The sequence below is a fragment of the Paraburkholderia adhaesiva genome, assembly GCF_021390575.1.
GTDB lineage: Bacteria > Pseudomonadota > Gammaproteobacteria > Burkholderiales > Burkholderiaceae > Paraburkholderia > Paraburkholderia adhaesiva.
The window spans coordinates 3,008,138-3,034,373 of record NZ_JAJEJQ010000001.1 but is presented as its reverse complement, the minus strand read 5'-3'; the positions used below and the strand labels follow the sequence as shown (position 1 = coordinate 3,034,373).

At 64.2% G+C, this 26,236-nt stretch carries 19 protein-coding genes and 1 pseudogene; 15 read left to right on the top strand and 5 right to left on the bottom strand.

Features of this window, described 5'->3' with window-relative positions:
- The first annotated feature begins 111 nt into the window (after positions 1-111).
- The 4 genes from L0U80_RS13755 to msrQ all read left to right on the top strand — a co-directional run bounded on the left by L0U80_RS13755 (position 112) and on the right by msrQ (position 5,547).
- Positions 112-2,361 (top strand): cytochrome c biogenesis protein ResB, encoded by a 2,250-nt coding sequence (locus tag L0U80_RS13755; RefSeq protein ID WP_233864935.1) that lies wholly within the window; start codon positions 112-114, stop codon positions 2,359-2,361.
- A gap of 4 nt (positions 2,362-2,365) precedes the next feature.
- Positions 2,366-3,586: a c-type cytochrome biogenesis protein CcsB gene (ccsB, locus tag L0U80_RS13750; RefSeq protein ID WP_233864933.1), complete on the top strand. Its 1,221-nt coding sequence runs from the start codon at positions 2,366-2,368 to the stop codon at positions 3,584-3,586.
- 207 nt (positions 3,587-3,793) lie between these two features.
- Positions 3,794-4,795, top strand: coding sequence for a protein-methionine-sulfoxide reductase catalytic subunit MsrP (msrP, locus tag L0U80_RS13745; protein WP_233864931.1), 1,002 nt, complete (start codon positions 3,794-3,796; stop codon positions 4,793-4,795).
- 26 nt (positions 4,796-4,821) lie between these two features.
- Positions 4,822-5,547, top strand: coding sequence for a protein-methionine-sulfoxide reductase heme-binding subunit MsrQ (gene msrQ, locus L0U80_RS13740; protein ID WP_233864929.1), 726 nt, complete (start codon positions 4,822-4,824; stop codon positions 5,545-5,547).
- Between the two features lie 189 nt (positions 5,548-5,736).
- Here the strand turns inward: msrQ and lysA are convergent, their stop codons facing one another.
- Together lysA and lptM are read right to left on the bottom strand one after the other, a co-directional pair.
- Positions 5,737-7,005 (bottom strand): diaminopimelate decarboxylase, encoded by a 1,269-nt coding sequence (lysA, locus tag L0U80_RS13735; protein ID WP_233864927.1) that lies wholly within the window; start codon positions 7,003-7,005, stop codon positions 5,737-5,739.
- Between the two features lie 12 nt (positions 7,006-7,017).
- A complete protein-coding gene (lptM, locus tag L0U80_RS13730; protein WP_308444867.1) occupies positions 7,018-7,332 on the bottom strand; it encodes an LPS translocon maturation chaperone LptM in 315 nt (104 codons plus the stop codon).
- 53 nt (positions 7,333-7,385) lie between these two features.
- Between lptM and cyaY the strand changes: the two genes are divergently transcribed.
- Positions 7,386-7,703: an iron donor protein CyaY gene (gene cyaY / locus L0U80_RS13725; protein WP_233864923.1), complete on the top strand. Its 318-nt coding sequence runs from the start codon at positions 7,386-7,388 to the stop codon at positions 7,701-7,703.
- Positions 7,704-7,829: 126 nt separating this feature from the next.
- Here the strand turns inward: cyaY and L0U80_RS13720 are convergent, their stop codons facing one another.
- Positions 7,830-10,274, bottom strand: coding sequence for a penicillin-binding protein 1A (locus tag L0U80_RS13720; RefSeq protein WP_233864921.1), 2,445 nt, complete (start codon positions 10,272-10,274; stop codon positions 7,830-7,832).
- Positions 10,275-10,521: 247 nt separating this feature from the next.
- Between L0U80_RS13720 and pilM the strand changes: the two genes are divergently transcribed.
- The 8 genes from pilM (at position 10,522) to ugpQ (ending at position 18,408) form a co-directional block, all read left to right on the top strand.
- Positions 10,522-11,520 carry a type IV pilus biogenesis protein PilM gene (pilM, locus tag L0U80_RS13715; protein WP_233864919.1) on the top strand — a complete coding sequence of 333 codons (999 nt, stop codon included), beginning with the start codon at positions 10,522-10,524 and terminating at the stop codon, positions 11,518-11,520.
- Positions 11,521-11,543: 23 nt separating this feature from the next.
- Positions 11,544-12,194 (top strand): PilN family protein, encoded by a 651-nt coding sequence (locus L0U80_RS13710; RefSeq protein ID WP_233864908.1) that lies wholly within the window; start codon positions 11,544-11,546, stop codon positions 12,192-12,194.
- Entirely contained in the window at positions 12,191-13,054 is an 864-nt protein-coding gene (locus L0U80_RS13705) for a hypothetical protein (RefSeq protein ID WP_233864906.1), read from the top strand. The genes L0U80_RS13710 and L0U80_RS13705 overlap by 4 nt, the downstream gene beginning before the upstream one ends.
- A 23-nt stretch (positions 13,055-13,077) precedes the next feature.
- Positions 13,078-14,658, top strand: coding sequence for a type IV pilus secretin PilQ (locus L0U80_RS13700; RefSeq protein ID WP_233865960.1), 1,581 nt, complete (start codon positions 13,078-13,080; stop codon positions 14,656-14,658).
- Positions 14,659-14,735: 77 nt separating this feature from the next.
- Complete coding sequence (gene aroK / locus L0U80_RS13695) at positions 14,736-15,287, top strand: shikimate kinase AroK (RefSeq protein ID WP_233865959.1); 552 nt, start codon at positions 14,736-14,738, stop codon at positions 15,285-15,287.
- Between the two features lie 25 nt (positions 15,288-15,312).
- Positions 15,313-16,395, top strand: a complete 1,083-nt coding sequence (aroB, locus tag L0U80_RS13690) for a 3-dehydroquinate synthase (protein ID WP_233865946.1) — start codon at positions 15,313-15,315, stop codon at positions 16,393-16,395.
- A gap of 71 nt (positions 16,396-16,466) precedes the next feature.
- Positions 16,467-17,627 carry a deoxyguanosinetriphosphate triphosphohydrolase gene (locus L0U80_RS13685; RefSeq protein WP_233865944.1) on the top strand — a complete coding sequence of 387 codons (1,161 nt, stop codon included), beginning with the start codon at positions 16,467-16,469 and terminating at the stop codon, positions 17,625-17,627.
- 34 nt (positions 17,628-17,661) lie between these two features.
- Positions 17,662-18,408 carry a glycerophosphodiester phosphodiesterase gene (gene ugpQ, locus L0U80_RS13680; RefSeq protein WP_233864904.1) on the top strand — a complete coding sequence of 249 codons (747 nt, stop codon included), beginning with the start codon at positions 17,662-17,664 and terminating at the stop codon, positions 18,406-18,408.
- Between the two features lie 48 nt (positions 18,409-18,456).
- Here the strand turns inward: ugpQ and L0U80_RS13675 are convergent, their stop codons facing one another.
- Together L0U80_RS13675 and L0U80_RS13670 are read right to left on the bottom strand one after the other, a co-directional pair.
- Complete coding sequence (locus tag L0U80_RS13675; RefSeq protein ID WP_233864902.1) at positions 18,457-18,843, bottom strand: ElaB/YgaM/YqjD family protein; 387 nt, start codon at positions 18,841-18,843, stop codon at positions 18,457-18,459.
- Between the two features lie 336 nt (positions 18,844-19,179).
- Positions 19,180-19,968 carry an OmpW/AlkL family protein gene (locus tag L0U80_RS13670; RefSeq protein WP_233864901.1) on the bottom strand — a complete coding sequence of 263 codons (789 nt, stop codon included), beginning with the start codon at positions 19,966-19,968 and terminating at the stop codon, positions 19,180-19,182.
- 183 nt (positions 19,969-20,151) lie between these two features.
- Between L0U80_RS13670 and L0U80_RS13665 the strand changes: the two are divergent.
- Positions 20,152-20,847, top strand: a pseudogene (locus L0U80_RS13665) (transposase); the annotation flags it as partial.
- Between the two features lie 577 nt (positions 20,848-21,424).
- On the top strand, positions 21,425-26,125 hold the full coding sequence (locus L0U80_RS13660; RefSeq protein WP_233864899.1) for a glutamate synthase-related protein: 4,701 nt from the start codon (positions 21,425-21,427) through the stop codon (positions 26,123-26,125).
- Positions 26,126-26,236 lie beyond the last annotated feature (111 nt).

Genomic DNA, 26,236 nt, shown 5'->3' with positions numbered 1-26,236 from the left:
GGCCGCTGGTCGAAAACACAAAAAGGGTGAGGGCGCCGCGCGTGAGCGGTGGCCTGGCACCCTTTTTTGCTGCCCGGTGAAGATTGAATCGCAGTTAGAAGTGGAGTTGGAATGAGTGTCACCACGTCCGGTCTGGACTTGAGCGTACGCCGCAAGGCGGTCAGGAGCGCCGTCGAACTGATCAGTTCGATGCGTTTTGCCATTGCGCTCCTCGTCGTGCTTGCGATCGCGAGCGTCATCGGCACCGTGCTCACGCAGGATGACCCGTATCCCAACTACGTCAACCAGTTCGGTCCGTTCTGGGCCGACATCTTCCGGTCGCTGAGCCTCTATACGGTCTACAGCGCCTGGTGGTTCATCACGATCCTCGGTTTTCTCGTCGTGTCGATCTCGCTATGCGTGATCCGGAACGCGCCGAAGATGATCGCCGACATGCGCAGCTGGAAGGACAAGGTCCGCGAAGGCAGCCTTCGCGCGTTCCACCACAAGGGCGAATTCGCACTTGATGGCGCCACGCGGGCAGACACCGTCGCGACGCTCGGAAAACTGGCCGGGCGTCTCGGCTACCGGTTCGTCACGCGCGAGTCCGATGGCGCGACGCTGATCGCCGCGAAGCGTGGCGCGCTCACGAAGATCGGCTACATCTTCGCGCACCTGGCGATCGTGGTGATCTGCATCGGCGGGCTGCTCGACAGCAATCTGCCGATCAAATTCCAGATGTGGCTCTTCGACAAGACGCCGGTCCGCACCAACGCCGTCATTAACGACATTGGACCTGGGCATCGCCTGTCCACGTCGAATCCGACGTTCCGCGGCTACGCGTGGGTGCCCGAGGGACAATTTGTCTCGACGGCCATCCTGAATCAGCCAGACGGCTCGCTGATCCAGGATCTGCCGTTCTCGATCCAGCTGAACAAGTTCATCGTCGATTACTACTCGACCGGCATGCCCAAGCTCTTCGCGAGCGACATCGTCGTGATCGACCACAAGACGGGGCAGCGGATTCCGGCGCGCATCGAGGTGAATGAGCCGTTCGAGTACGACGGCGTGTCGATCTACCAGTCGAGCTTCCAGGACGGCGGCTCGCAGATGCAGATGACCGCCTGGCCCATGGCCGGCGCGAGCGCGAAAAGCTTCCCGTTCGGTGGCACGATCGGTAACGCCACGCCGCTTGCGGTTCCCGTGGGTCTGTCGGTGCCGGGCGTCGATGGGCAGACCATCGAATTCGCCGATTTCCGCGCAATCAACGTCGAGAACATCTCGAACGGCGGCGGCGCGAATGACGTGCGTGGCGTCGCGCATAACTCGCTGAAGGAGGCGCTCGACGAGCGCCTTGGCTCGGGGGCGAAGAGCTCGAAGCCGCTCGATCTGCATAACGTCGGGCCGTCGGTGCAGTACAAGGTGCGCGACAAGGACGGCCAGGCGCGCGAGTACAACAACTACATGTTGCCGGTCGACGTGGGCGGTGCGCGGGTGTTCCTGGCAGGCATGCGCGAGGATCCCGGCGCGCCGTTCCGCTACGTGCGCATTCCGGCCGACAGCGGCGGCACGATGAAAGAGTGGATGATGCTGCGCGCGGCTTACGCAGACCCCGCGCTGCGCGCCGAGGCGGCGCGCCGCTTTGCGGTGCGCTCGGTTCCGGCGTCGAACAAGGAGCTGCAGCAGCATCTGGAAGAGAGCGCGCTGCGCGTGATGACGCTTTTTGCGGGCGACATTCGCCAGGGTACGAAGGCCCCAGGTGCGCAGGACGCGGGTGGCTTCCAGGCCGTGGCGGCGTTCATCGACCAGTCGGTGCCGAAGGATCAGCAGGAGAAGGCCGGGGGCCTCCTTCTGCGCATGCTGGAAGGTGCGACGTGGGATCTCTGGCAACTCGCGCGCGAGCATGCGGGTGAGCCGGATTTGCCCCCCGATGCCGCATCGGCGCGCTTCGTGCAGGATTCGATCAACGCTGTTTCGGACAGCTTCCTGTACGGCGCACCTGTCTATCTGCAACTCGATTCGTTCAAGCAGGTGCAAGCCTCGGTGTTTCAGGTGACGCGCGCACCGGGCAAGAAAGTCGTGTATCTTGGCAGCCTGCTGCTCGTGCTTGGCATCTTCTCGATGTTCTACGTTCGCGAGCGGCGGCTGTGGTTCTGGATCAAGGACAGGAATGGTCACGGCGTGGACGTGATCATGGCGATGTCGACAGCGCGCCGGACCCTCGACTTCGAAAAGGAGTTCGCCCGCACCCGCGACGCGGCAGGCCGCGCGCTAGGCGTGGCACCCCGCCCCGCAGAACACAGCGGTGACGGACGCACGAGCGACGAAAGCGGGTCGGACCACGCGCCGCGCTCCACGGAACCTCACGATCAACACCAGTAAGCTCATGGACTTGACTCAGGCCTCTTCTTCCGCGAACGCCCGGCGTACGGGCAGCGCGGCAAATGCGAGCGGCGCACACGATCTTCATCCAGACGCGTTCTTCGATGAGCGGCCGTTTCTGCGGCGCCTGACGCTGGTCGATTGGCTGTTTGCGCTAGCGCTTGTGGCGGGTGCCGGCTTCGCGTTCTCGCGCTATCACGCGCACATGAACTACTACGACAAGCTGGTGCTGGGCGGCACGGTGCCGGCGCTCGTCGTGCTCGGCTGGCGCTGGAAGCCGGCGCGCCTCCTGATGGCCGCGATCGCGGTGTTTTCGGTCGGCGCGATCCAGATCTACCAGGGCGACCTCGCGCGCGCTGATTCGGCTTTCTTCCTCAAGTTCCTGCTGTCGAGCCAGTCCGCGATTCTCTGGATGAGCGCGCTCTTCGTGCTCGCGACGCTCTTCTACTGGATCGGCCTGCTCTCGCGTTCGGCGACGGGCGGCATGATCGGCACGCGGCTCACGTGGGCAGCGGTGCTGATGGGCTTCGTCGGCCTGATGGTGCGCTGGTATGAGTCGTATCTGATCGGCGTGGATGTTGGCCACATTCCCATCTCGAACCTTTACGAAGTGTTCGTGCTGTTCAGCCTCATTACCGCGCTCTTCTATCTGTATTACGAAAAGCACTACAACACGCGTCAGCTCGGTGCGTTCGTGCTGCTCGTGATCAGCGCGGCGGTCGGCTTCCTCATGTGGTACTCGATTGCGCGCGACGCCCAGCAGATCCAGCCGCTCGTGCCCGCGCTGCAGAGCTGGTGGATGAAGATCCACGTCCCGGCGAACTTCATCGGCTACGGCAGCTTTGCGCTGTCGGCGATGGTCGGCGTCGCGTACATCATGAAAGAGCGCGGCATGCTGGCGGATCGCCTCCCTGCACTCGATGTGCTCGACGACCTCATGTACAAGTCGATCGCCGTCGGCTTCGCGTTCTTCACGATCGCGACGATTCTCGGCGCGCTGTGGGCCGCGCAGGCGTGGGGCGGCTACTGGAGCTGGGACCCGAAGGAAACCTGGGCGCTGATCGTCTGGCTCAACTACGCAGCCTGGCTGCACATGCGGCTCATGAAGGGGCTGCGCGGCAACGTCGCCGCGTGGTGGGCGCTCACGGGTCTGCTCGTCACGACCTTCGCCTTCCTTGGCGTGAACATGTTCCTTTCGGGTCTGCATAGTTACGGAAAGCTGTAACTTTCTCGGCCCGCAGGACGAACTAACCGTCGGATGCTTCGCACCGGCGGTTTTTTTTCGTTCCGAGGGAAGATTCCCGCGCCAAGTGTGTTTGTTCCGGTAAGGCCCCGGGTCACCGTGGAAGCCGCCCGAACGCGGCGCAGCCGAAGCAGGTCCAATTCGTATTCCGATCAACGGCGTTGAATCGGTCAGGAACGGAGCAGCATCATGTGGACGAAACGCAGCAGCCGGATTCTCATCAACGGTGACGATATTCCCGCGAGCGAGATCACGCCCCAGCGTATCTTCGAGCAGCGCCGACGCGTGCTGCAGGCGGCGGGGGCGCTGGCGCTCGGCGGCATTGGCGGCACGCTCGGCGCGACGCGCGCGCTGGCGGAATATTCGTCGCCGGATCCGAAGGCACAGCGGCTCAGTGCGAAAACCGACGCGAAGTTCGTCGCGCTCGACAAGGTGACGTCGTTCAAGGACATCACCACGTACAACAACTTCTACGAATTCGGCACCGACAAGGGCGATCCCGCCGAGAACGCGCATACGCTGCGGCCTCGTCCGTGGCGGGTGAGTGTCGAGGGCGAGGTGAAGAACCCGAAGGTCTACGATATCGACGATATCCTCAAGCTCGCGCCGCTCGAAGAGCGTGTCTACCGGCACCGCTGCGTGGAGGGGTGGTCTATGGTGATGCCGTGGATCGGCATTCCGCTCTCGGAACTGATCCGCCGCGCGCAGCCCACCGGCAACGCGCGCTACGTGCAGTTCATCACGCTCGCCGACCCATCGCAGATGCCGGGTCTCGCGCAGCCGATCCTCGACTGGCCGTACTCAGAAGGCCTGCGCATGGACGAGGCGATGAATCCGCTGACGCTGCTCACGGTGGGCCTCTACGGTCAGGTGTTGCCGAACCAGAACGGCGCGCCCGTGCGCGTGATCGTGCCCTGGAAGTACGGCTTCAAGAGCGCGAAGTCGATCGTGAAGATCCGCTTCGTCGAGAAGCAGCCGCCGACGAGCTGGAACACCTACGCGTCGAACGAATATGGGTTTTACTCGAACGTGAACCCGACCGTCGATCACCCGCGCTGGAGCCAGGCGACGGAGCGGCGCATCGGCGAGGACGGCTTTTTTACGCCGAAGCGCAAGACGCTGATGTTCAACGGCTACGGTGAACTGGTCGCGTCGATGTATCAGGGCATGGATCTGCGCAAAAACTATTAGCGCGCGAGGCTGCGATGGAGCAACCGATGGAAACGACCACGACACCCGGCGCGACGCCGCGCCCCGCGAGTTCAGGTGCGCGTGCGGCACGTGCTGCGAAGAGCCGCGGCGCAGCGAAGGCGGTGGTGGCCGGGCCGCGCTGGCTGCCGTGGGCGAAGGGCGCTGTGTTCGTCGCGGCGTTGTATCCGCTCGGGCGCCTCATCCTTTTTGGCGTGACCGGGCAGCTTGGCGCGAATCCGATCGAATTCATCACGCGCTCGACCGGACTCTGGACGCTCGTGTTCCTGTGCATCACGCTCGCGGTCACGCCGCTGCGCAAGCTCACCGGATGGAACACGTTGATCCGCTTTCGCCGCATGCTCGGGCTTTACGCGTTCTTCTACGCGACGCTTCACTTCACCACTTACATCTGGTTCGACAAGTGGTTCGACGTCATGGCGATGTTCAAAGATGTCGGCAAGCGGCCGTTCATCACAATCGGATTTACGGCGTTCGTGTTGTTGATCCCGCTCGCCGTGACCTCGACGCGCGCGATGGCGCGCCGCCTCGGGCGCCGTTGGCAGACGCTGCATCGCCTCGTTTATGCGATCGGTGTGCTCGCGATCGTGCACTTCTGGTGGATGAGGGCCGGTAAGCACGACCTCGCGCAGCCGAAGCTCTACGCCGCGATCATGATCGTGCTGCTGGGCTGGCGGGTTGGTACGTGGCTGCTTGCGCGGTACGAGGCGCGTGCGGGGGCGCGCACGACGTAGATCGCGTTCTTTCCGCGACGGTCGGTTACGCAATGAAAAAAGCGACACTTCTTTCGACGTGTCGCTTTTTTGTTGTGTCGTGTGTCGACCGGAGTTGGCGCTTTAGCGCTTACTCCGGTCCCATGCAAAGCGGTCGACCAGAGTTAGCGCTTTGGCGCCTACACCGGCCCAATGCAAAGCATGCTCGCTTCAGTCCGGCAGCACTTGCTCGCCTGCCAGCAACTGCGCGATGGTCTCGCGTGCGCGCGCGACGTGGACGCGCGTGCCATCGACCATGACCTCGGCCGCGCGCGTACGCGTGTTGTAGTTCGAGCTCATCACGAAGCCATACGCACCTGCCGAGCGGATCGCCAGCACGTCGCCCGGCTCGATCGCGAGTTCACGACCGCGGCCCAGCCAGTCGCCGCTCTCGCACACCGGACCGACCACATCGTAAGTCTGCGCAGGCGTGGTGCGTTCAATCACCGGTTCGATCGCGTGATACGCCTCGTACATCGCGGGGCGCGCGAGGTCGTTCATCGCGGCGTCGACGATCGCGAAGTTCTTTTCCGCACCCGGCTTCAGGAACTCGACTTGCGTGAGCAGCATGCCCGCATTGCCCACGAGCGAGCGACCCGGTTCGAAAAACACTTCGCGCTGACCGCCGTGCGCCTCGATGCGGTCGAGCACCGTGCGCACGAACGCGCCAATCTCGGGCGGTGTCTCGTCGTCGTAACGAATGCCAAGACCGCCGCCGACGTCGACCTGATGGATCTTCACGCCGTCCGACTCGATCTGGTCGACGAGTTCGAGCAGTTTGTCGATGGCGTCGAGGTACGGCGCGACTTCGGTGATCTGCGAGCCGATATGGCAGTCGATGCCGACCACCGCGAGATGCGGCATGGACGCAGCAGTGCGATAAGTGGCGCGCGCGTCGTCGAATGCGACGCCGAACTTGTTCGCCTTCAGGCCCGTGGAGATGTACGGGTGCGTCTTTGCGTCGACATCGGGGTTCACGCGAAGCGAAACCGGCGCCTTCTTGCCGAGCGCGCCCGCCACGGCGTTCAGGCGGTCGAGTTCAGGAATCGACTCGACGTTGAAGCACTTCACGCCGGCTTCGAGCGCAACGCGCATTTCGTCGGCGGTCTTGCCGACGCCCGAGAAGACGACGTCCTCCGCTTTACCGCCCGCGGCGAGCACGCGGGCGAGTTCGCCACCCGACACGATGTCGAACCCTGCGCCGAGGCGTGCGAACAGGTTCAGCACGGCGAGGTTGCTGTTCGCCTTGACCGCGACGTGAACCGACGCGCGGTGGCCGACGCATGCGTCAGCGTAGGCGTGCCAGGCAGCGGTGAGCGCCGCACGCGAATACACGTAGAGCGGCGTGCCGAACTGTGCGGCGAGATCGGCGGCACTGACGTCTTCGGCGTACAGCGTGCCGTCGATGCGATGGAAAGCGGGTTGGGCGGGTTGAGTCATACGGCGAACGTCTTATGGGGTTGGCTTGGCGCCGGAGGCCGGTTGTGGACTCGCTGGCGCCGTCGGTGTCGTGCTGAGTTCAGTGTCAGGAGACAGCGAAAGCGGTGTGCCGGACGTGTCGGGAACCGACCCCGCCTCCACGCTGGATGCACCCTTTGCCGCTGCTTGCGCGGATGTTCCGGTGTCCTGCGTTTCGAAACTGGGTTTGGCCGGGAGCGGTGGCACGGTCGGTATGTAGAGCGGGCCACGCTGCCCACAGCCGGCAAGGGCTACCGCAGCAAACATCGCCGAAGCGGCTAGAATTGCGCCGGGCGCCGCTGCGCGCATCCTGAAAATGACACGCATAATTGTCCCTGAATGAATAACCGGTGGAGTTTAGCATGACCGACAGTGACTACCTGAGCCGGGCGGAAGCCGTGCTGGCCGCGGTGGAGCGCGCCGTAGACGAGGCCGACGCCGATATCGAACTCGAACGTAGCGGCAATGTTCTGACACTCGAATTCGAGAACCGAACGAAGATCATCGTGAACCTGCAGCCGCCGATGCGCGAGATCTGGATCGCGGCAAAGGCGGGCGGTTTTCATTACCGTTTCAAGGGCGGCGAGTGGCTCGATACGCGAACGGGTACGGAGTTTTTTTCGGCGCTGTCGGCCTACGCGACTGAGCAGGCGGGCGAGCCGGTTCGCTTCGCGCCCTGATCGGCCCTTTATCAGCCCTGATTTACGCTCGGGCTGCGGCGCGCGTCATCGGTGATGGCTATACATCACCGATGACGCGCTTAAGCCCTGAGCGAGCCGCGCACGTCCCGTCTGCCCTTAACCTGTTCAGTGTCCACGGAACAGGTTCATGATGTCTTCCTTCTCCTTCGCGTTGACGTGCTCGGGCGCGGGCGTCCCAGTGGCGTCGTCGGCACCGGCCTCACCCTGCGCACCGCTTGCCTCCGCCTCGATCGCAGCCTGACTGATTCCCACCGTCGACACGAACCCGTGCCCCGGCGTGAGATCGGCGTAGTACAACTCGTCGCCGAGCGTGGTGACGCCATCAGGCACCGGCGTCCGGTATGCCGGCACGCCGTTGAGCGCGCGGGCCATGTAGTCGATCCAGACCGGCAGCGCGAGCCCTCCGCCTGTTTCCTTGTCGCCGAGGCTGCGCGGATTGTCATAGCCGATCCATGCGATTGCCACGAGCGTGTGCTGGTAGCCCGCGAACCATGCGTCACGCGAATCGTTGGTCGTGCCGGTCTTGCCTGAGAGGTCGGTACGCTTGAGGACGTTCGACTTGGCGCCCGTGCCGTGCTGCGCGACGCTCTGCAGGAGACTGTTCATGATGTACGCGTTGCGTGGATCAATTGCGCGCGGCGCATTCTGCTGCGCGACCAGCGGTTGCACTTGTGCGACTACGACGCCGCGCTGGTCGGTGACTTCGGCGATCAGATACGGATTGATGCGATAGCCACCGTTGGCAAAGACCGAATAGCCTGCCGCCATCTGCAGGGGCGTGACCTGCCCCGCGCCGAGCGCCATCGGCAGATAGGCCGGATGGCGCTCGGCGTCGAAGCCGAAACGCGTGATGTATTGCTGCGCGTACTTCGTACCGATGTGGTTCAGGATGCGGATCGACACGAGGTTCTTTGACTTTTGCAGCGCGGTGCGCATGGTCATCGGGCCGTCGAATCCGCCGCCGTAGTTTTTCGGCTCCCAGGCCTGCCCACCGGTTTCGGCCGCGCTGAAGAAGAGCGGTGCGTCATTGATGACAGTGGCGGGTCCGAGTCCCTTGTCGAGCGATGCCGAGTAGATGAACGGCTTGAAGCTCGACCCCGGCTGACGCCACGCCTGCGTGACATGGTTGAACTTGTTCTTGTTGAAGTCAAAGCCGCCCACGAGCGCACGTATCGCCCCGTCCTGCGGCACGACCGAAACGAACGCGCCTTCGATCTGCGGCAACTGCGTGATCGACCAGTCGTCCGAATTGCCGCGCGTTAGCCGGATGATCGCGCCTGGCCGGATACGCTGGTTCGGCTGAGCGCGCGTTCCGAGTGCAAACTGTGCGAAGCGCAGGCCGTCGCCGCGAATGGTTGCGACGTTGCCGTCGATGAACGTAGCTTGTACCTCTTTCGGATTCGCGGACGTGACGACGGCCGCGACGAGTTCACCGTTGTCGGGGTGTTCGAGCAGGGCGTCGTCGATGGCCTGTTCGCGCTCGTCGGCGTCGGGGGGCAGTTCGATGAACGCTTCGGGACCGCGATAGCCGTGACGCCGCTCGTAATCCATCAGACCTTTGCGCAGCGCACGATATGCGACGTCCTGATCGGCCGAATCGATGGTCGTCACGACGTTCAGCCCGCGCGTGTAGGCCTCTTCGTGATACTGCGCATACATCATCTGCCGGACGATTTCAGCGACATATTCCGCGTGGACGCTGAATTCCTTGCCCACGCCCTTCACGACGATCGGCTGCTTCACGGCCGCGTCGTACTGTGACTGCGTAATGAAGCCGAGGTCGCGCATGCGCTCGAGGATGTACTCCTGACGCACCTTCGCCCGTTTCGGATTGACCACCGGGTTATACGCAGACGGTGCCTTGGGCAGTCCGGCGAGCATTGCGCATTCGGCGAGCGTGAGGTCTTTCACGTCCTTGCCGAAATAGACGCGTGCCGCGCTCGCGAAGCCGTACGCGCGCTGCCCGAGGTAGATCTGATTCATGTAGACCTCGAGGATCTGGTCCTTCGAGAGCTTCGACTCGATCTTGTAGGCGAGCAGCATTTCGTAGACCTTGCGTGTGTAGGTCTTCTCGCTCGACAGAAAGAAATTGCGCGCGACCTGCATCGTGATCGTGCTCGCGCCCTGCGTGGCGTGGCCGTTCGTGAGCGCCACGAGGCTCGCGCGCGCGATGCCGGCAAGGTCCACGCCGCCGTGGTCGTAAAAACGTGCGTCCTCGATCGCCAGCACGGCGTTCTTGAGGTTGTCCGGCATGTCTTTGAGATGGACGACGTTGCGTCGCTCTTCGCCGAATTCACCGATCAGGACGTGGTCGCGCGTGTAGATGCGCAGCGGAACCTTGGGCCGATATTCGGTGAGCGCTTCAAGCGACGGCAAATTAGGTGTCGCAACAATCAGCGCGTAGCCGAGCACTAGCGCCCCACAGACTGCGCCTCCGACGAGCAGGCCGGTGAAGCCGATGATGAGCCGCGCCCACCACGGGCGCCGGCGCTTTTGGGGCGCTTGCGGGGCGGGGGGCGGAACGGACGACGGAGACGGGCTATCTTGCATACGAACACCGGAAAACGATCCCGCATTATAGCGATCTCGCTAGTTTTCTTTCGAGATGCTTACTGTGGCCGGGTGGGGCGCGGTGGGCGCTTATCTGCACTTTAGTCGCCGCCTTCGCGCGTGAACAGCGGGCAACTCGAAGATTAGCCATTTGGCCGAGTATTCGCCCAAGCCGCGGATTTGCACAATTCCTCTCACCGCAGGCGTCCGAATGGTTCGTGGCGCGCGATGCAAGAGAGGGAGTCCAATGGGCCTCGTGAAGCCGATGTTGTTGGGGGCGCGCCGTTTTGCTGCTGGTATCGATGTGGCTGCGCGCGGAATCACGCTGGCGGTGTTGAGCCGGCGTCTGTTCGGCGCTGCACCCGTGCGCGTGGAGTGGCTGGCGAGCGCGCCAATGCCACGGGAGGCGGTGTCCGGCGTGGAGATCATCGACCGCGCGGCGGTCGTGGAGTCGCTGCGCGGCCTGTTCGGCGAGCTGCCGCGCGACTGCGCAGCCGCGGCGATGCGCTGCGCGATGGCGCTGCCGACGAGCGCGACGCTCGTGGCGACGCTGCCGCTCGCGCGACTCGCGCCGGCAGCGTGCGGCATCGACGAATCGCGGATTTACGCCGAACTCGAGCCCCTCGTCCTGGCGGAAGCCGAGCGCGTAGCGGGCATCGAGCGGCAAGAGCTTGCCGTCGACTGGTGCGTGACGCCGCCGCGCTGCGTTTCGCCCCGCCAGATCGAGGGCACGACGCAGGTGACGATCGCCGCCACGGCGCGCGCGCATCTCGAAGCGCGCGTCGAATGCGCGGCGATGGCGGGGATTACCTTGTGCGCCGTGGACGACGAAGCACACGCAGCGTTGCGGGCGATGCGCCATGCCGCTGCGTTCGAATTGTCACCTCACGAGCCGTATGTGGCTCTCTGGATCGGCGCGGAGGGCATCCGCGGGTGGACCTTGTCCGACGACGCGATCGCGCGTGAGATGCGCTTTCCAGCGCTGGAATATTCAGACCTCGTGGAAGCGCTGCGTGATCTCGTGCATGGCGAGCAGCCGGGCAGCGCACTTGTGGCTGGCGACATCAGCATGTTGCGCGGCGTGCATTTCACACTTGCCGACGTCGGCGACGCGCTCGGCTGCCCCGGCTTGCCGTTCGAATGCGCCACGCTTGCCGACCCCGACCGGCCGCTTCCGCTGCTTTTGTCGCACGACCCTTCATGCGCGGTGGCATTTGGCCTTGCGTTGCGTGGGGTGAGCGAATGAGGCTCGAGACAACGGCGCGGGCGATGAAGCGAGACCGGCGGCAGCACAAGGTGGACGGCTTCAATCTGCTGCCGTGGCGGCCTCGGGAGATGCAGCGGCAGCGTCGTCGTCGCGTGATCGAGTGGGGCGCCGCTGCGCTGGTGGGATGCGTCTGTGCAATGCCGCTGGCGGGCTGGGAGGCGTGGGAGCGCGGTCGTGTGGATGCGCAGCGTCGCGCCGTGGAGGCGTCGGCGGCGCAGTTGCGGATGCCGTACGCCGAAGCACAACGGCTGATTGCCGCAGATTCCGCGCAGCGCAGTGCTGCACAACTGGCCCAGGAGCGCGGAAAGCCCCTGACACGCACGCTTGCGCTGCTCGACAGGCTGGCGAGCGCGAAAACTTCAGGCGTGGCGTTGCAGCAGATCGTGCAACACGGCAACGAAACCGAGCTGCAGGCCGCTGTGGCCAATGAGACGGCGACGGCCGAATGGCTCGGACGACTGCGCGCGGTGCCGGATGTGGAGACAGTGAGCGTACGTGAGTTGAAGCGTGCGGTGCGGGGCGGGAATTCGAAGGATCGCGCCAGCGTCAGCGAGCCTATCCGTGTGATCGCCCGACTCGTCTGGCAGGCCACGCCGGTTGCTGCGACGTCGGCAAATGGCGGGTCGCAAGAGGAAGTGAGGAATCCAGAATGAGCGACGCGCTGATGATGCACGAGGGTTTGACGGCACGCCAGGGCAACGGGTCGCTGCGCGACTGGATGAGTTTGCACGCGTGGAGCGTGCGGCGCCGTTCGGGTGTCGCTGCGGCGATCGCTGTGATCGCCGCTTTGAGCGCAGGCGCTGTTTTGGTTGAGACGGACCCTCTGGGTGTGCGGGCGGCACGAACAGAACTGGACGACGCCGAACACAAGCTCGCCGACGCGCAACGTGTCGTTGCCCGCTTGCCGGAGCTCAGGCTGGCGGCGTCGGAAGTGCCGCAAGGCTCGCGCGAAAGCACGGCGGCCGATGACGTGCGGCTCGTGTCCGAACTAACTTCGGCTGCCGGGCTGGCCCTGGTGACGCTGGAGCCTTCGGCACCGGGGGGCGCTGGAGCGGAAACCTACCGGTCGATGAACTTCGCCGCTCAAGGAAACTTTGCGCAATTGCGCGCGTTTCTCGCCGGATTTGCCACGCAGCCAGTACTCGTCCTGCCGGCCGAACTCGCGATCAAGCGTGATGGTGGAGGTCTTTCGATCGCGGCGACCGTGCAGGTATTCGATGGTCTGCCGCCGATACAACTCGACGCCACTAGCGGTGACCGGAATGGCGTTGCGACCGATCCCTTCACAAGCAGCGCTGCCGACGGCTCAGGCAACGGTGCGCTGCGGCTAAGCGGTGTGCTGCACGACAGTAAGGGCATCGTCGCGCTTGTCGAATCGGCGTCCGGTACTCAAGCGGTGCGGGCCGGGCAGTTGTTCGGGGGCGTGCGCGTCGAGCAAGTTCTGCCATCGCGTGTGGTTTTCACCGAGGGTGGAAAAAGTCAGATCTTGACCTGGGCCGAGGAGACGAAGTGAAGACTGTTTGCACGATCGTACTGATGCTCCACGGTGCTTGCTTCGCTGGCAACGCGATGTCCGCCGTTCCACCGCCGCTTCCGACACTGGGACTGGATGCGCAATTGATCGCACGCCACGAGGTCCCGCCGTTGCCTGGGGCGACCGATTCAGACGTTCCTGGCGGATGGACGGCGAATCCGTTTTCGCAGGAAGGCGGCGGCGTCGACCGCTCCGCCACCCAGACGGACGAGACACGTGAGGCGCCGGGAGTAACGCCAGAAACACCACGCGCGACGGCGCAGAATGCGGGCGTCGTCGCCGGTTCCGCGGCAGAGCCGCTGGAGGGCCCGCCTGTGCCACTCCCCGCGCCGCAGCGGCTGAGCGATTCGAGGTCGAACACTGACGGGCTTCCGCCCGACCGCCCAATCTCGCTTAACTTCCAGCACGCGGAGCTTTCCGCTGTGTTGCACACGTTCGCGGCATTCACGAAGCTGAACATCGTCGCGAGCGAGCGCGTGCGCGGTCAGGTGACGTTGCGGCTCGACCGCGTGCCATGGCGTACGGCGTTCGATCTGCTGCTGCAGGTGAACGGCCTCGCGATGGAGCGTGCCGGTAGGGTGATCTGGGTTGCGCCCGCCGCTGAGCTTGCCGCGCGAGATCGACAGCGCTACGAAGCTCACGCCCGGGCCGCAGAACTCGAGCCGCTGGCGAGCCGCGCGTTCGAACTGCACTACGCGCACGCCGAAGATATCCGGCGTCTCTTGACCGGTTCCGGTACGCAACGGGCGTTGTCGAAGCGCGGCGCGGCGGTCGCCGACTCCCGCACGAACCTGCTGTTCGTCACCGACCTGCCCGCGCGTCTGGACCAGATCGCCGATCTGATCGTGATGCTGGACGCGCCGGCGCGTCAGGTGCTGATCGAAGCACGCATTGTCGAGGGCGATGAGGGTTTGTCGCGCGAACTGGGAGTGCGCCTCGGCGTGACGCCGACCAACACGGACGGCACCGCACGCGGCGTACAGGGTGGAAAGGAGGGTACGATCTATGACCTCTCCGCCGGTGCGCTTTCGGGTTTTGACGCGGCGCAGATGGGCCTGTCACTGCTGGCAGCACGTGCCACACGCATGCTCGATATCCAGTTGAGTGCGCTTGAAGCGGAGGGGCGCGGACGCATCGTGTCGAGTCCGCGTGTCGTGACCGCCGACCGCACGCGTGCCGTGGTCGAGCAGGGGACTGAACTGCCTTATCAGGCCAAGGTCGAGCAGGGCGTCTCGGGCGTGCAGTTCCGCCGCGCGACCCTGAAACTGGAAGTCGAACCGCAGATTACGCCCGACGGCCGTGTCATCCTCGACCTCGACGTCGCCAAGGACAGCGTCGGCGAGCAGACGGCCGGTGGACCGGCGATCAACACGAAACACGTCCAGACGCGGGTCGAGATCGAGGACGGCGGCACGGTGTCGATCGGTGGTATCGACGCCACCGATGACCGGGATGATGTGACGCGTGTGCCGCTCCTTGGCAAAATACCGATCCTGGGTGCGCTCTTTTCGCATCGTGCGCGTCGCGACAATCGCAGCGAACTGGTGGTGTTCATTACACCGCGTGTCGTTGGTGCGAATTGACCCCAATAACCGGCGGCAGGCTCGACAACGCTACCGCTTTGCCAGTAAGCTGCTACGCCAACCAAACCGAGGAAACGCTGCAAGTGCGGGACGCTAACGCCAATGTTTTTTTCGTAGGGCTCATGGGCGCCGGCAAGACGACCGTGGGCCGGGCGGTCGCGCGCCGGCTGGAGCGTCCGTTTTTCGACTCTGATCACGAGATCGAGGCGCGCACGGGCGCACGCATCCCCGTGATTTTCGAACTGGAAGGCGAATCGGGCTTCCGCGAGCGCGAAGTCCAGGTGATCGACGAACTGACCACCCGCGAGGGTATCGTTCTTGCGACAGGTGGTGGCGCCGTGCTGCGGCCCGAAAACCGTGCGGCGCTCAAGGAACGCGGTTTCGTCGTTTACCTGCGCGCCAATCCGCATGATCTGTGGCTGCGCACGCGGCGCGACAAGAATCGCCCACTGTTGCAGACCGAAGACCCGAAGGCGCGTCTCGAATCGCTCTACGAGATCCGCGATCCGCTCTATCGCGAGATTGCCGACTTCGTGGTCGAGACGGGCCGTCCGTCGGTCAACGGGCTCGTCAACATGGTGCTGATGCAGCTCGACGTCGCCGGCGTCGTCCGAACCCCCGCGCGCTGAAGGCGCGTCAGACATAATGGCTAGCATGATTACCGTCAACGTCGAACTGGGCGACCGTGCCTACCCCATCCACATCGGTGCCGGCCTGATCGGCCAGACGGTGCTTTACGCGCCGCATATCGCCGGCAAGTCGGTGACGATCGTCACGAATACCGTTGTCGATCCGCTCTACGGCGACACGCTGCGCACCGCGCTCGCCCCGCTCGGCAAGGATGTCCACACCGTCGTGTTGCCGGACGGCGAGGTGTACAAGAACTGGGAAACGCTGAACCAGATCTTCGACGGGCTTCTTACTTCCCGTGCCGACCGCAAGACCACGCTGATCGCCCTCGGCGGCGGTGTGACAGGCGACATGACCGGGTTCGCCGCCGCCTGCTACATGCGCGGCGTGCCATTCATCCAGGTGCCGACCACGCTGCTTTCGCAGGTGGATTCGTCTGTGGGCGGCAAGACGGGGATCAATCACCCGCTCGGCAAGAACATGATCGGCGCGTTTTACCAGCCGCAAGCCGTTATCGCCGATATCGCCACACTCCGCACGCTTCCGGCGCGCGAGCTGGCGGCCGGCATTGCCGAAGTGATCAAGACTGGCGCAATCGCCGATGCGGAATTCTTCGACTGGATCGAAGCCAACATCGACGCGTTGAACAACTGCGATTCACAGGCACTCATCCACGCGGTCAAGCGCTCGTGCGAGATCAAGGCCTCGGTGGTCGCTGCTGACGAGCGCGAAGGCGGTCTGCGCGCGATTCTCAATTTCGGTCATACGTTCGGCCACGCGATCGAGGCAGGCCTCGGCTACGGCGAGTGGCTGCATGGTGAAGGCGTCGGCTGCGGCATGGTGATGGCGGCGGATCTGTCGGTGCGGCTCGGTCATCTGGACGAGGCATCGCGCGGGCGCCTCGTGCGCGTGATCGAAGCGGCGAAGCTGCCTGTTTGCGGGCCCGCTCTTGGTTCCGAACGCTATGTCGAATTGATGCAGGTCGACAAGAAGGCCGAGGGTGGTGCAATCAAGTTCATCCTGCTGAAACGGTTCGGTGAAACGCTCATCACCCGTGCGCCGGACGAGGCCGTTGCTGCCACACTCGCCGCCACGACGAAGGGCTGAGCGCCGCCGACCCACACACCATCGCGGAGACACCGGTGAGCGACACTCGCAACGACACTTCAACCGGCACGATGGGCGACGCGAGCGCGTCGCGGACCGCCATGCTGGAGGCGGGCCTCGCGCCCTATGCGGCGCACGCGTCGCTTTCGCGCGGGCGGCGCTACCCCGAACAGCCACCCGCGGCGCGCAGTGAGTTCCAGCGCGACCGCGATCGCATCGTTCATTCCACGGCGTTTCGTCGGCTCGAATACAAAACTCAGGTGTTCGTGAACCACGAGGGCGACCTGTTTCGCACGCGGCTCACCCACAGCATCGAAGTCGCACAGATCGCACGTTCGGTCGCGCGCAACCTGCGCGTGAACGAGGATCTCGTCGAGGCGATTTCACTCGCACACGACCTCGGACATACCCCATTCGGCCATGCGGGACAGGACGCGCTAAACGAATGCATGCGCGGCCACGGCGGTTTCGAGCACAACCTGCAAAGCCTCGCGGTGGTCGACGAGCTGGAGGAGCACTACGGCGCGTTCAACGGGCTGAACCTGTGCTTCGAGACGCGCGAGGGCATCCTCAAGCACTGTTCACGCGAAAACGCGCGGCGGCTGGGCGATCTCGGCGAGCGCTTCCTGCTGGGACGCCAGCCGTCGATCGAGGCGCAAATCGCCAACATCGCCGATGAAATCGCCTACAACAATCACGATGTCGACGACGGTCTGCGCTCGGGCCTGCTCACGATCGAGCAACTCGCGGAAGTCGAAATCTGGAAGACGCACTACGACGCTGCGCGCGGTGAATTTCCGCAGATCGAGGGGCGCCGCCTGATCCACGAAACCGTGCGGCGCATCATCAACACGCTGATCGTCGATCTCATCGAAGAGACGAGCCGAAACCTGGCCAGATACGCGCCGCGCTCTCTCGACGAGGTACGAGCCGCGCCGCAGATCGTCGCGCACAGCGAGCCCGTTGCGGCGCAGGCGGTGGCGCTCAAGCGCTTCCTGTACGCCAATCTGTACCGGCACTATCGCGTGATGCGAATGGCGAACAAGGCACAGCGTGTGGTGAAAGGCCTCTTCGACGCGTTCTCAGACGACCCGCGCCTCCTGCCGCCCGACTACCAGTCGCCCGACGCCGAATCGCAGCCGCGCCTGATCGCGCATTACATCGCCGGTATGACCGACCGGTACGCACTGAAAGAGTATCGGCGTCTCTTCGTCGTCGCAGACGAGGTCTGACGCTGTTCGACTCGAGAGCCCTGGAGCCCATTCGATGAAGTCCTGGCCGTATCCGCGCGTCTGCGCGCACCGTGGTGGCGGCACGCTCGCGCCGGAGAACACGCTTGCAGCGATGCGTACCGGGGCGCGCCTCGGGCACAAGATGGTCGAGTTCGACGCGAAGCTGTCTGCGGACAACATTGCGTTCCTCCTGCACGACGATACGGTTGATCGCACGTCGAACGGGCACGGCGCGGCGGCGCGCCTGCGCTACGACGAGATGTCGTCGCTTGACGCCGGGGGCTGGCGCGACGCTGTCTTTGCCGGCGAGCAGATGCCGACGCTGGCCCAGGTGGCCGCCTGCTGTCGCGAGGCTGGACTGGCGGCGAATGTGGAGATCAAGCCGTGCCCGCACCGTGACGTTGAGACGGGGCACCTCGTCGCGCGCGAGACGGCACGGCTGTGGTCGGACGCGACACCGCTGCCGCTTTTGTCGTCGTTTTCCTTCGAGGCACTCGCGGCCGCGCACGATGCTGCGCCCGACCTGCCGCGCGGCCTGCTGTTCGAGCGCGTGCCTCGCGATTGGCGCGAACAAACCGCGGATCTCGGTTGCGTCTCTCTGCACGCAAGCCATCGTTATCTGGACGAAGGGCTCGTCGCGCGCATCAAGGCCGCGGGTCTGCACATCCTTGCGTATACGGTGAACGACCTCGAACGCGCGCGATGTCTCGTGCGCTGGGGTGTCGATACGATCTGCACCGACCGTATCGACCTGATCGGGCCAGACGCGCTCGACGTATAAATCGTGGGGCGGCCGGGAGGCAGCTGGACACTCGATGGCGACGTGCCGCTAGTCGCCCTGGCGGTAGCGCGCTATCAGCGCGCCCGCGATCAACGCCAAGCCACCGACGATGGCGATTGCCTGCCACGGATTCTCACGCACGTAGTCGTCGGCGCTCGCCAAGGCTTCGTCCGCGCGTCCGCAGGCTGCGGCGCGTGCCGCATCCAGCCGCTCGCGTGCCTCGTCGAGGCGCTTGCGCATATCCTCGCGTAACGCGTCGGCGTCGGCCTGCGTGCCGTCGCCAAGGGTTGTCTGGAGTTCGGCGATCAGGTCGCGCAGTTCGTCGGCGATGTCAGCCGCCGCATTGCGGCTGCGGCGTGCGATGCGGCGTGCGCGACGGCCCGTCGTGCCCCATGACTTTTCGACAGCGTCTCGCGTATTAGGGAATGCGCTCATGACTCTCTCCGTCGTTGAAAACGCCAGGTCAAAGGCTTGCGTCGTCCGTGGCTAAAAACGGACGGCCGGATTCGCAGTATTGCGCAATTCCGGTACCGAACGCGCCTGCGTGCTCACGGCACATCGCCGCCAGTGCCTGTAGGACGGGGCTTTCCGGGGTTTTGCGTGACGAAGTGATTACGGGGACAGCACGGTTTTTCTCAGAGGCATAGAATCAGTAAATGCCTGCGCGATTGCGAGGAAAAACCAGCGGGAGGTAGGAGACGCCGCCCTCCGCCTGGTGCCGCGAGAGCGGAGGCGAAGGGCTGGCGGAGCAAGCAGCTGCCGAAGCAGTGCTTAGAACGCGTAACCGGCCTTGAGGTAGGTCACGAGCGGGTTCAGGTGGATCTTGGCCTCGGATTTGACGTTGGGGCCAGCGGTACCAGAAGCCAGGCTCACGGTGGAGGTGCTGAGCTTGGCGGTTACGCTGACCGGAACGTACGACAGCGAGAACCCCGCAAACCAATGCTTCGTGAAGTTGTAGTTGAAGCCTACGTTAAACACCGGTGCCCAGGAACTAGTTGTCGAAACGCTAGTTTGAGTTCCTACGAGGCCCGGGGAGGGGACGCCTGCGATGGTTCCACCGATGTTCCCGATCGCGCCGGTTAGAGCGGGGTTCGTGATCTTGGCGTCCGAGAACCAGACGTAGGTGGCGCCGATGCCGACATATGGTCGGAACGTCGAATCGGGCTTGTTGAAGTAGTACTTAAGCAACAGTGCAGGGGCCCAGAGGCGCGCTTCACCAATCTTGCCGGTTACGCCAGCTCCGGCGAGCGCGGAGCCTGCGCTGGAGAGGTCGAATTTCGGCGGAATGCCGAGTTCGGCTTCCGCGGCGATGTTGTCGGTGATGAAGTAACCGAGGCTCAATCCGAGCGTGTCGGCGGTGCTAATGCCGGCGCCGGTGCCCGCCAAGGGGAAGCCGACCGGGCTGCCGGCTACGCTGTCAATCTTGAGCGGGTCACTGGAGTCCTGCGGTGCGAAGTGGAACCACCCGGTTGTTACGTAGAACGTGTTGGCTGATTGTGCGTGTGCTGCCGAAAGACTCGCCAGCGCGGCAATACCTGCCAGCGCTTGTTTTAGTTTCATATCTCCTCCATTAAGGGCCCGCTCATTATGAACAAAACGTTTCCATCAGACTATATGGGACGGTTAGAGGCTTCTCCCTAAGCCCCGCCGGGTTTCCGCCGGAGCCGCATCCCTGCTTCTTGAGCGCCGATGCGGCCTGGCGGGTCTGCGGGTATTCACCAACGGACTAATGGAAAATCGAGCATGGCACGGCTTGCACGTCTTTATGTTCCTGATCAGCCGCAGCACGTGATCCTTCGTGGGCTCGACCAGCAGCCCGCGTTCGTCGATGACCAGGATTACGAGCTTTTCATCGATTGCCTGAAGGCTGCGGCGCGCGATCATCATCTGGCGGTTCATGCGTGGGTATTGATGCCCGGCGCGGTGCAACTGCTCGCCACTCCGTCCGACGAGTCGAGCCTGCCCAAGGCAATGCAGGCGGTCGGCCGGCGCTACGTGGCCCACTTCAACCGGCGGTACGCCAGGCGCGGCACGTTGTGGGAGGGCCGCTACCGCGCCACGGTCATCGAGGGTGAGCGCTTTTTCCTGCTGGCGAGCCGCGTCGTCGAAATGGCGCCGGTGCGTAACCATCTCGTCGCGGCGCCCGAGGACTATCGCTGGTCGAGCTACCGGCATCACATCGGGCTCACCGTCGACAGTCTCATCACGGACCACCAGCTTTACTGGGCGCTTGGGAATACGCCGTTCGAGCGTCAGCGCGTCTATCGCGAACTGTGCGAGCAGCCGCTCGACGAACGCGAAACCACGCAACTGATGCAGGCGACCCTCAAGGGCTGGGTGCTCGGCAGCGATACCTGGCGGGACTGGGCGTCGCGCTCGGCGAACCGGCGTGTGTCGCCGCTGCCGCGTGGTCGGCCGCGCAAGGTGCGCGAGGCGCCGGCGGCAGCCGGTGCAACGCCAGGCACTGCAGCATCAGCGTCCGGTCATGAAATGGGGTCTCATCAACCGGCCGATTCGCCAGGTTCTGGTGCGAGTGCACCCGGTGGACATGCCGCAGGTCAGGCAGGGGGGCATCCGGGAGGACATTCAGGCGCACATCCGGACGGTTCGGGCAGTTCAACTGCGGGAGCGACAAGACCCGACAGCAGTCCAGCAGCGGGTTCGCCGCCGGCTCACGAGGATCGTAAACCCGGCACCGGCACACATTGATTGGTTTTTAACATCAATGGGTTAGGTGAAAAAGCGGCATCCCCGGATGTCGCTTTTTTAAGTCTGCAATTGATATGGCCCCAATAAAAATATATGCGAATGCAGCATCGTGATAAATGGGGTTCAATCATGCGGTTTTATTTGCATGCCTTTGATTCGTCGCGTATATTCGCCTTTCGGCTCTCCTCGGCGCATGACGCGGGAAGCTCGCATCGCCTGCACAACGCCGTACAGCGGTCACACAAGCGGCGGAAAGTAAAAGACGGAATCAACGGCCACCCATTGGCCATTCTTGGACGGTGTCCCCATGAACGATCACCAGCAGCGCGCCGCGGTGCCCGCCGCGCAAGGTCTCTATGACCCGCAAAACGAACACGACGCCTGTGGCGTCGGCTTCGTCGCCCACATCAAGGGTAAGAAGAGCCACGAAATCATTCAGCAAGGCCTGAAGATTCTGGAGAACCTCGACCACCGGGGCGCCGTCGGCGCCGATCCGCTCATGGGCGACGGTGCGGGCATCCTGATCCAGATTCCGGACGCGTTCTATCGCGAAGAGATGGCCAAGCAAGGCGTGACGCTGCCGCCGAACGGCGAATACGGCGTCGGCATGATCTTCCTGCCGAAGGAACACGCTTCGCGTCTCGCCTGCGAACAGGAACTCGAGCGCACGGTGCGCGCCGAGGGCCAGGTCGTGCTCGGCTGGCGCGATGTGCCGGTCGACCACGCCATGCCGATCTCGCCCACGGTCAAGAAGAGCGAGCCGCTGATCCGCCAGATCTTCATCGGTCGCGGCAAGGACGTGATGGTGACGGACGCGCTCGAGCGCAAGCTTTACGTGATCCGCAAGACCGCGAGCCACCGCATCCAGGCGCTCAAGCTCAAGCACGGCAAGGAATACTTCGTGCCGTCGTGCTCGGCGCGCACGGTCGTCTACAAGGGCCTGCTGCTGGCCGGTCAGGTCGGCGTGTACTACCGCGACCTGCAAGACGAGCGCGTCGTCTCCGCGCTGGCGCTCGTGCACCAGCGTTTCTCGACGAACACGTTCCCGGCGTGGGAACTGGCTCACCCGTACCGCATGATCGCCCACAACGGTGAAATCAACACCGTGAAGGGCAACGTGAACTGGCTGAACGCCCGTACCGGCGCTATCGCCTCGCACGTCCTCGGCGACGACCTGCCGAAGCTCTGGCCGCTGATCTATCCGGGCCAGTCGGATACGGCTTCGTTCGACAACTGCCTCGAACTGCTCGTGATGGCGGGCTATCCGCTCGTCCACGCGGTGATGATGATGATTCCGGAAGCGTGGGAACAGCACACGCTGATGGACGAGAACCGCAAGGCGTTCTACGAATATCACGCGGCGATGATGGAGCCGTGGGACGGTCCCGCGGCCATCGCGTTCACGGACGGCCGCCAGATCGGCGCGACGCTCGACCGTAACGGTCTGCGTCCGGCGCGCTACATCGTCACCGACGACGACCTCGTCATCATGGCGTCGGAAGCGGGCACGCTGCCGATCCCCGAGTCCAAGATCGTCAAGAAGTGGCGTCTGCAGCCGGGCAAGATGTTCCTGATCGACATGGAACACGGCCGCATCATCGACGACAAGGAACTGAAGGACAACCTCGCCAACGCCAAGCCGTACAAGAGCTGGATCGACGCCGTTCGCATCAAGCTCGACGAAATCGAGCCGAAGGCGGAAGACGTCGCGGCCGCGCGCGCCGAAGCCGCAGCGCTGCTCGACCGTCAGCAGGCGTTCGGCTATACGCAGGAAGACCTCAAGTTCCTGATGGCGCCGATGGCGATGGCGGGTGAAGAAGCCGTCGGTTCGATGGGCAACGACTCGCCGCTGGCGGTCATGTCCAACAAGAACAAGACGCTCTACAACTACTTCAAGCAGCTGTTCGCGCAGGTCACGAACCCGCCGATCGACCCGATCCGCGAGAACATGGTGATGTCGCTCGTGTCGTTCATCGGCCCGAAGCCGAACCTGCTCGACACCAACAACATCAACCCGCCGATGCGTCTCGAAGTGTCGCAGCCGGTGCTCGACTTCAAGGACATCGCGAAGATCCGCGCGATCGAGCAGTACACGGGTGGCAAGTTCAGCTCCTACGAGCTGAACATCTGCTATCCGGTGGCCTGGGGCAAGGAAGGCATCGAGGCGCGTCTCGCGTCGCTGTGCGCGGAAGCTGTTGATGCGGTCAAGTCGGGCTACAACATCCTGATCGTCTCGGACCGCCGCGCGGACCGAGACAACGTCGCGATTCCGGCGCTGCTCGCCACGTCGGCGATTCACTCGCACCTCGTGTCGCAAGGCCTGCGCACGAGCACGGGTCTCGTCGTGGAAACGGGCTCGGCGCGTGAGACGCATCATTTCGCGCTGCTCGCGGGCTACGGCGCCGAAGCCGTTCACCCGTACATCGCGATGGAAACGCTCGCGCAGATGGCAAGCGGCCTGAAGGGCGACCTCTCCGCTGAGAAGGCCGTCTACAACTTCACGAAGGCGGTCGGCAAGGGCCTGCAGAAGGTCATGTCGAAGATGGGCATTTCGACGTACATGTCGTACACGGGCGCGCAGATTTTCGAAGCGGTCGGCCTCGGGGAAGACCTCGTCGAGAAGTACTTCAAGGGCACCGGTTCGAAGGTCGGCGGCATCGGTCTGTTCGAGGTCGCGGAAGAAGCGATCCGTCTGCACCGCGATGCGTTCGGCGACAACCCGGTTCTCGCGAACGCGCTCGACGCGGGTGGTGAGTACGCCTGGCGCGTGCGCGGCGAAGAGCACATGTGGACGCCGGATGCGATCGCCAAGCTCCAGCACTCGACTCGCAGCAACTCGTACCAGACGTACAAGGAATACGCGCATCTGATCAACGATCAGACGAAGCGTCACATGACGTTCCGCGGCCTGTTCGAGTTCCGCCTCCACCCGACGCGCGCGATCTCGATCGACGACGTCGAGCCGGCCAAGGACATCGTCAAGCGTTTCGCGACCGGTGCGATGTCGCTCGGCTCGATCTCGACCGAGGCACACGCCACGCTCGCCATCGCGATGAACCGCATCGGCGGCAAGTCGAACACGGGCGAAGGCGGCGAAGACGACAAGCGCTACCGCAACGAACTGCGCGGCATTCCGATCAAGAACGGCGAGACGCTGCGCTCGGTGATCGGCAGTGAAGTCGTGACGGACATCCCGCTGAAGGATGGCGATTCGCTGCGCTCGAAGATCAAGCAGGTCGCGTCGGGCCGCTTTGGCGTGACGGCCGAGTACCTCGCGTCGGCGGACCAGATTCAGATCAAGATGGCGCAGGGCGCGAAGCCGGGTGAAGGCGGTCAGCTGCCGGGTCACAAGGTGTCCGAGTACATCGGCAAGCTGCGTTGCTCGGTGCCGGGTGTCGGCCTGATCTCGCCGCCGCCGCACCACGACATCTACTCGATCGAAGACCTCGCACAACTGATTCACGATCTGAAGAACGTGAACCCGTCGTCGTCGGTTTCGGTGAAGCTGGTGTCGGAAGCGGGCGTCGGTACGGTTGCAGCAGGTGTCGCGAAGGCGAAGGCCGATCACGTCGTGATCGCCGGCCATGACGGCGGTACGGGCGCGTCGCCGCTCTCGTCGCTCAAGCATGCTGGCACGCCGTGGGAACTCGGCCTCGCCGAAACGCAGCAGACGCTCGTGCTGAACCGCCTGCGCGGCCGCATCCGCGTGCAGGCCGACGGCCAGATGAAGACGGGCCGCGACGTCGTGATCGGCGCGTTGCTTGGCGCCGATGAGTTCGGCTTCGCGACGGCACCGCTCGTCGTCGAAGGCTGCATCATGATGCGCAAGTGCCACCTGAACACCTGCCCGGTCGGCGTCGCGACGCAAGATCCGGTGCTGCGTGCGAAGTTCACGGGCCAGCCCGAGCACGTCGTCAACTACTTCTTCTTCGTCGCTGAAGAAGTGCGCGAAATCATGGCGCAACTCGGCATCCGCAAGTTCGACGATCTCGTCGGCCGCGCGGATCTGCTCGACACGCGTCGTGGCATCGAGCACTGGAAGGCGAAGGGCCTCGACTTCTCGAAGGTGTTCTACCAGCCGGAAGTGGGCGCCGAAGTCGCGCGTCTGCACGTCGAGTCGCAGGACCACGGCCTCGAGCGCGCGCTCGACCACACGCTGATCGAGAAGGCGAAGGCCGCAATCGAAAGCGGTGAGCACGTCTCGTTCATCCAGCCGGTGCGCAATGTGAACCGCACGGTCGGCGCGATGCTGTCGGGCGTGGTCGCGAAGAAGTACGGCCACGACGGTCTCGACGACGACGCGATCCACATCCAGTTGAAGGGCACGGCGGGCCAGAGCTTCGGCGCGTTCCTCGCGAAGGGCATCACGCTGGACCTCGTCGGCGACGGCAACGACTACGTTGGCAAGGGCCTCTCGGGCGGCCGCATCATCATCCGTCCGACGAACGACTTCCGCGGTAAGTCCGAAGAAAACATCATCTGCGGAAACACGGTGATGTACGGCGCGATCGAAGGTGAAGCCTATCTGCGCGGTGTCGCGGGCGAGCGCTTCTGCGTGCGTAACTCGGGCGCGACGGCGGTTGTCGAAGGTACCGGCGACCACGGCTGCGAATACATGACGGGCGGCACGGTTGTCGTGCTCGGCGAGACGGGCCGTAACTTCGCGGCCGGCATGTCGGGCGGCATCGCGTTCGTCTACGACCCGGACGGCACGTTCGCGGGCAAGTGCAACCGCTCGATGGTCACGCTGGAGCCGGTGCTGCAGCAAGCCGAGCAGGAACGCACGGTGGACCGCGCGCTGTGGCACGCGGGTGAGACTGACGAGGCGCTCCTCAAGGGCATCATCGAGCGTCACTTCCAGTTCACCGGCTCGACGCGTGCGAAGGCGCTGCTCGAAAACTGGGACGCGTCGCGCCGCCAGTTCGTGAAGGTATTCCCGACGGAGTACAAGCGCGCACTGACCGAAATCGGCGCGAAGAAGGCAAGCCAGGAAGTGCTGGCCGCCTGATTCGACGGATTTCCGCGAAGACGAATAGACGAAGGCGTGTCCGCCGCGCGACGCATGAAGCGCGAGGGCGGACCGCCGATCCCCTCACCGAACGAGTCAATGGATAGACGG

What these genes read in the sequence shown, in the direction of transcription:
- L0U80_RS13755 (WP_233864935.1), top strand. Translation starts at nt 112, where the DNA reads ATGAGTGTCACCACGTCCGGTCTGGACTTGAGCGTACGCCGCAAGGCG.
- ccsB (WP_233864933.1), top strand. Translation starts at nt 2,366, where the DNA reads ATGGACTTGACTCAGGCCTCTTCTTCCGCGAACGCCCGGCGTACGGGC.
- msrP (WP_233864931.1), top strand. Translation starts at nt 3,794, where the DNA reads ATGTGGACGAAACGCAGCAGCCGGATTCTCATCAACGGTGACGATATT.
- msrQ (WP_233864929.1), top strand. Translation starts at nt 4,822, where the DNA reads ATGGAAACGACCACGACACCCGGCGCGACGCCGCGCCCCGCGAGTTCA.
- lysA (WP_233864927.1), bottom strand. Translation starts at nt 7,005, where the DNA reads ATGACTCAACCCGCCCAACCCGCTTTCCATCGCATCGACGGCACGCTG.
- lptM (WP_308444867.1), bottom strand. Translation starts at nt 7,332, where the DNA reads ATGCGCGCAGCGGCGCCCGGCGCAATTCTAGCCGCTTCGGCGATGTTT.
- cyaY (WP_233864923.1), top strand. Translation starts at nt 7,386, where the DNA reads ATGACCGACAGTGACTACCTGAGCCGGGCGGAAGCCGTGCTGGCCGCG.
- L0U80_RS13720 (WP_233864921.1), bottom strand. Translation starts at nt 10,274, where the DNA reads ATGCAAGATAGCCCGTCTCCGTCGTCCGTTCCGCCCCCCGCCCCGCAA.
- pilM (WP_233864919.1), top strand. Translation starts at nt 10,522, where the DNA reads ATGGGCCTCGTGAAGCCGATGTTGTTGGGGGCGCGCCGTTTTGCTGCT.
- L0U80_RS13710 (WP_233864908.1), top strand. Translation starts at nt 11,544, where the DNA reads ATGAAGCGAGACCGGCGGCAGCACAAGGTGGACGGCTTCAATCTGCTG.
- L0U80_RS13705 (WP_233864906.1), top strand. Translation starts at nt 12,191, where the DNA reads ATGAGCGACGCGCTGATGATGCACGAGGGTTTGACGGCACGCCAGGGC.
- L0U80_RS13700 (WP_233865960.1), top strand. Translation starts at nt 13,078, where the DNA reads ATGCTCCACGGTGCTTGCTTCGCTGGCAACGCGATGTCCGCCGTTCCA.
- aroB (WP_233865946.1), top strand. Translation starts at nt 15,313, where the DNA reads ATGATTACCGTCAACGTCGAACTGGGCGACCGTGCCTACCCCATCCAC.
- L0U80_RS13685 (WP_233865944.1), top strand. Translation starts at nt 16,467, where the DNA reads ATGGGCGACGCGAGCGCGTCGCGGACCGCCATGCTGGAGGCGGGCCTC.
- ugpQ (WP_233864904.1), top strand. Translation starts at nt 17,662, where the DNA reads ATGAAGTCCTGGCCGTATCCGCGCGTCTGCGCGCACCGTGGTGGCGGC.
- L0U80_RS13675 (WP_233864902.1), bottom strand. Translation starts at nt 18,843, where the DNA reads ATGAGCGCATTCCCTAATACGCGAGACGCTGTCGAAAAGTCATGGGGC.
- L0U80_RS13670 (WP_233864901.1), bottom strand. Translation starts at nt 19,968, where the DNA reads ATGAAACTAAAACAAGCGCTGGCAGGTATTGCCGCGCTGGCGAGTCTT.
- L0U80_RS13660 (WP_233864899.1), top strand. Translation starts at nt 21,425, where the DNA reads ATGAACGATCACCAGCAGCGCGCCGCGGTGCCCGCCGCGCAAGGTCTC.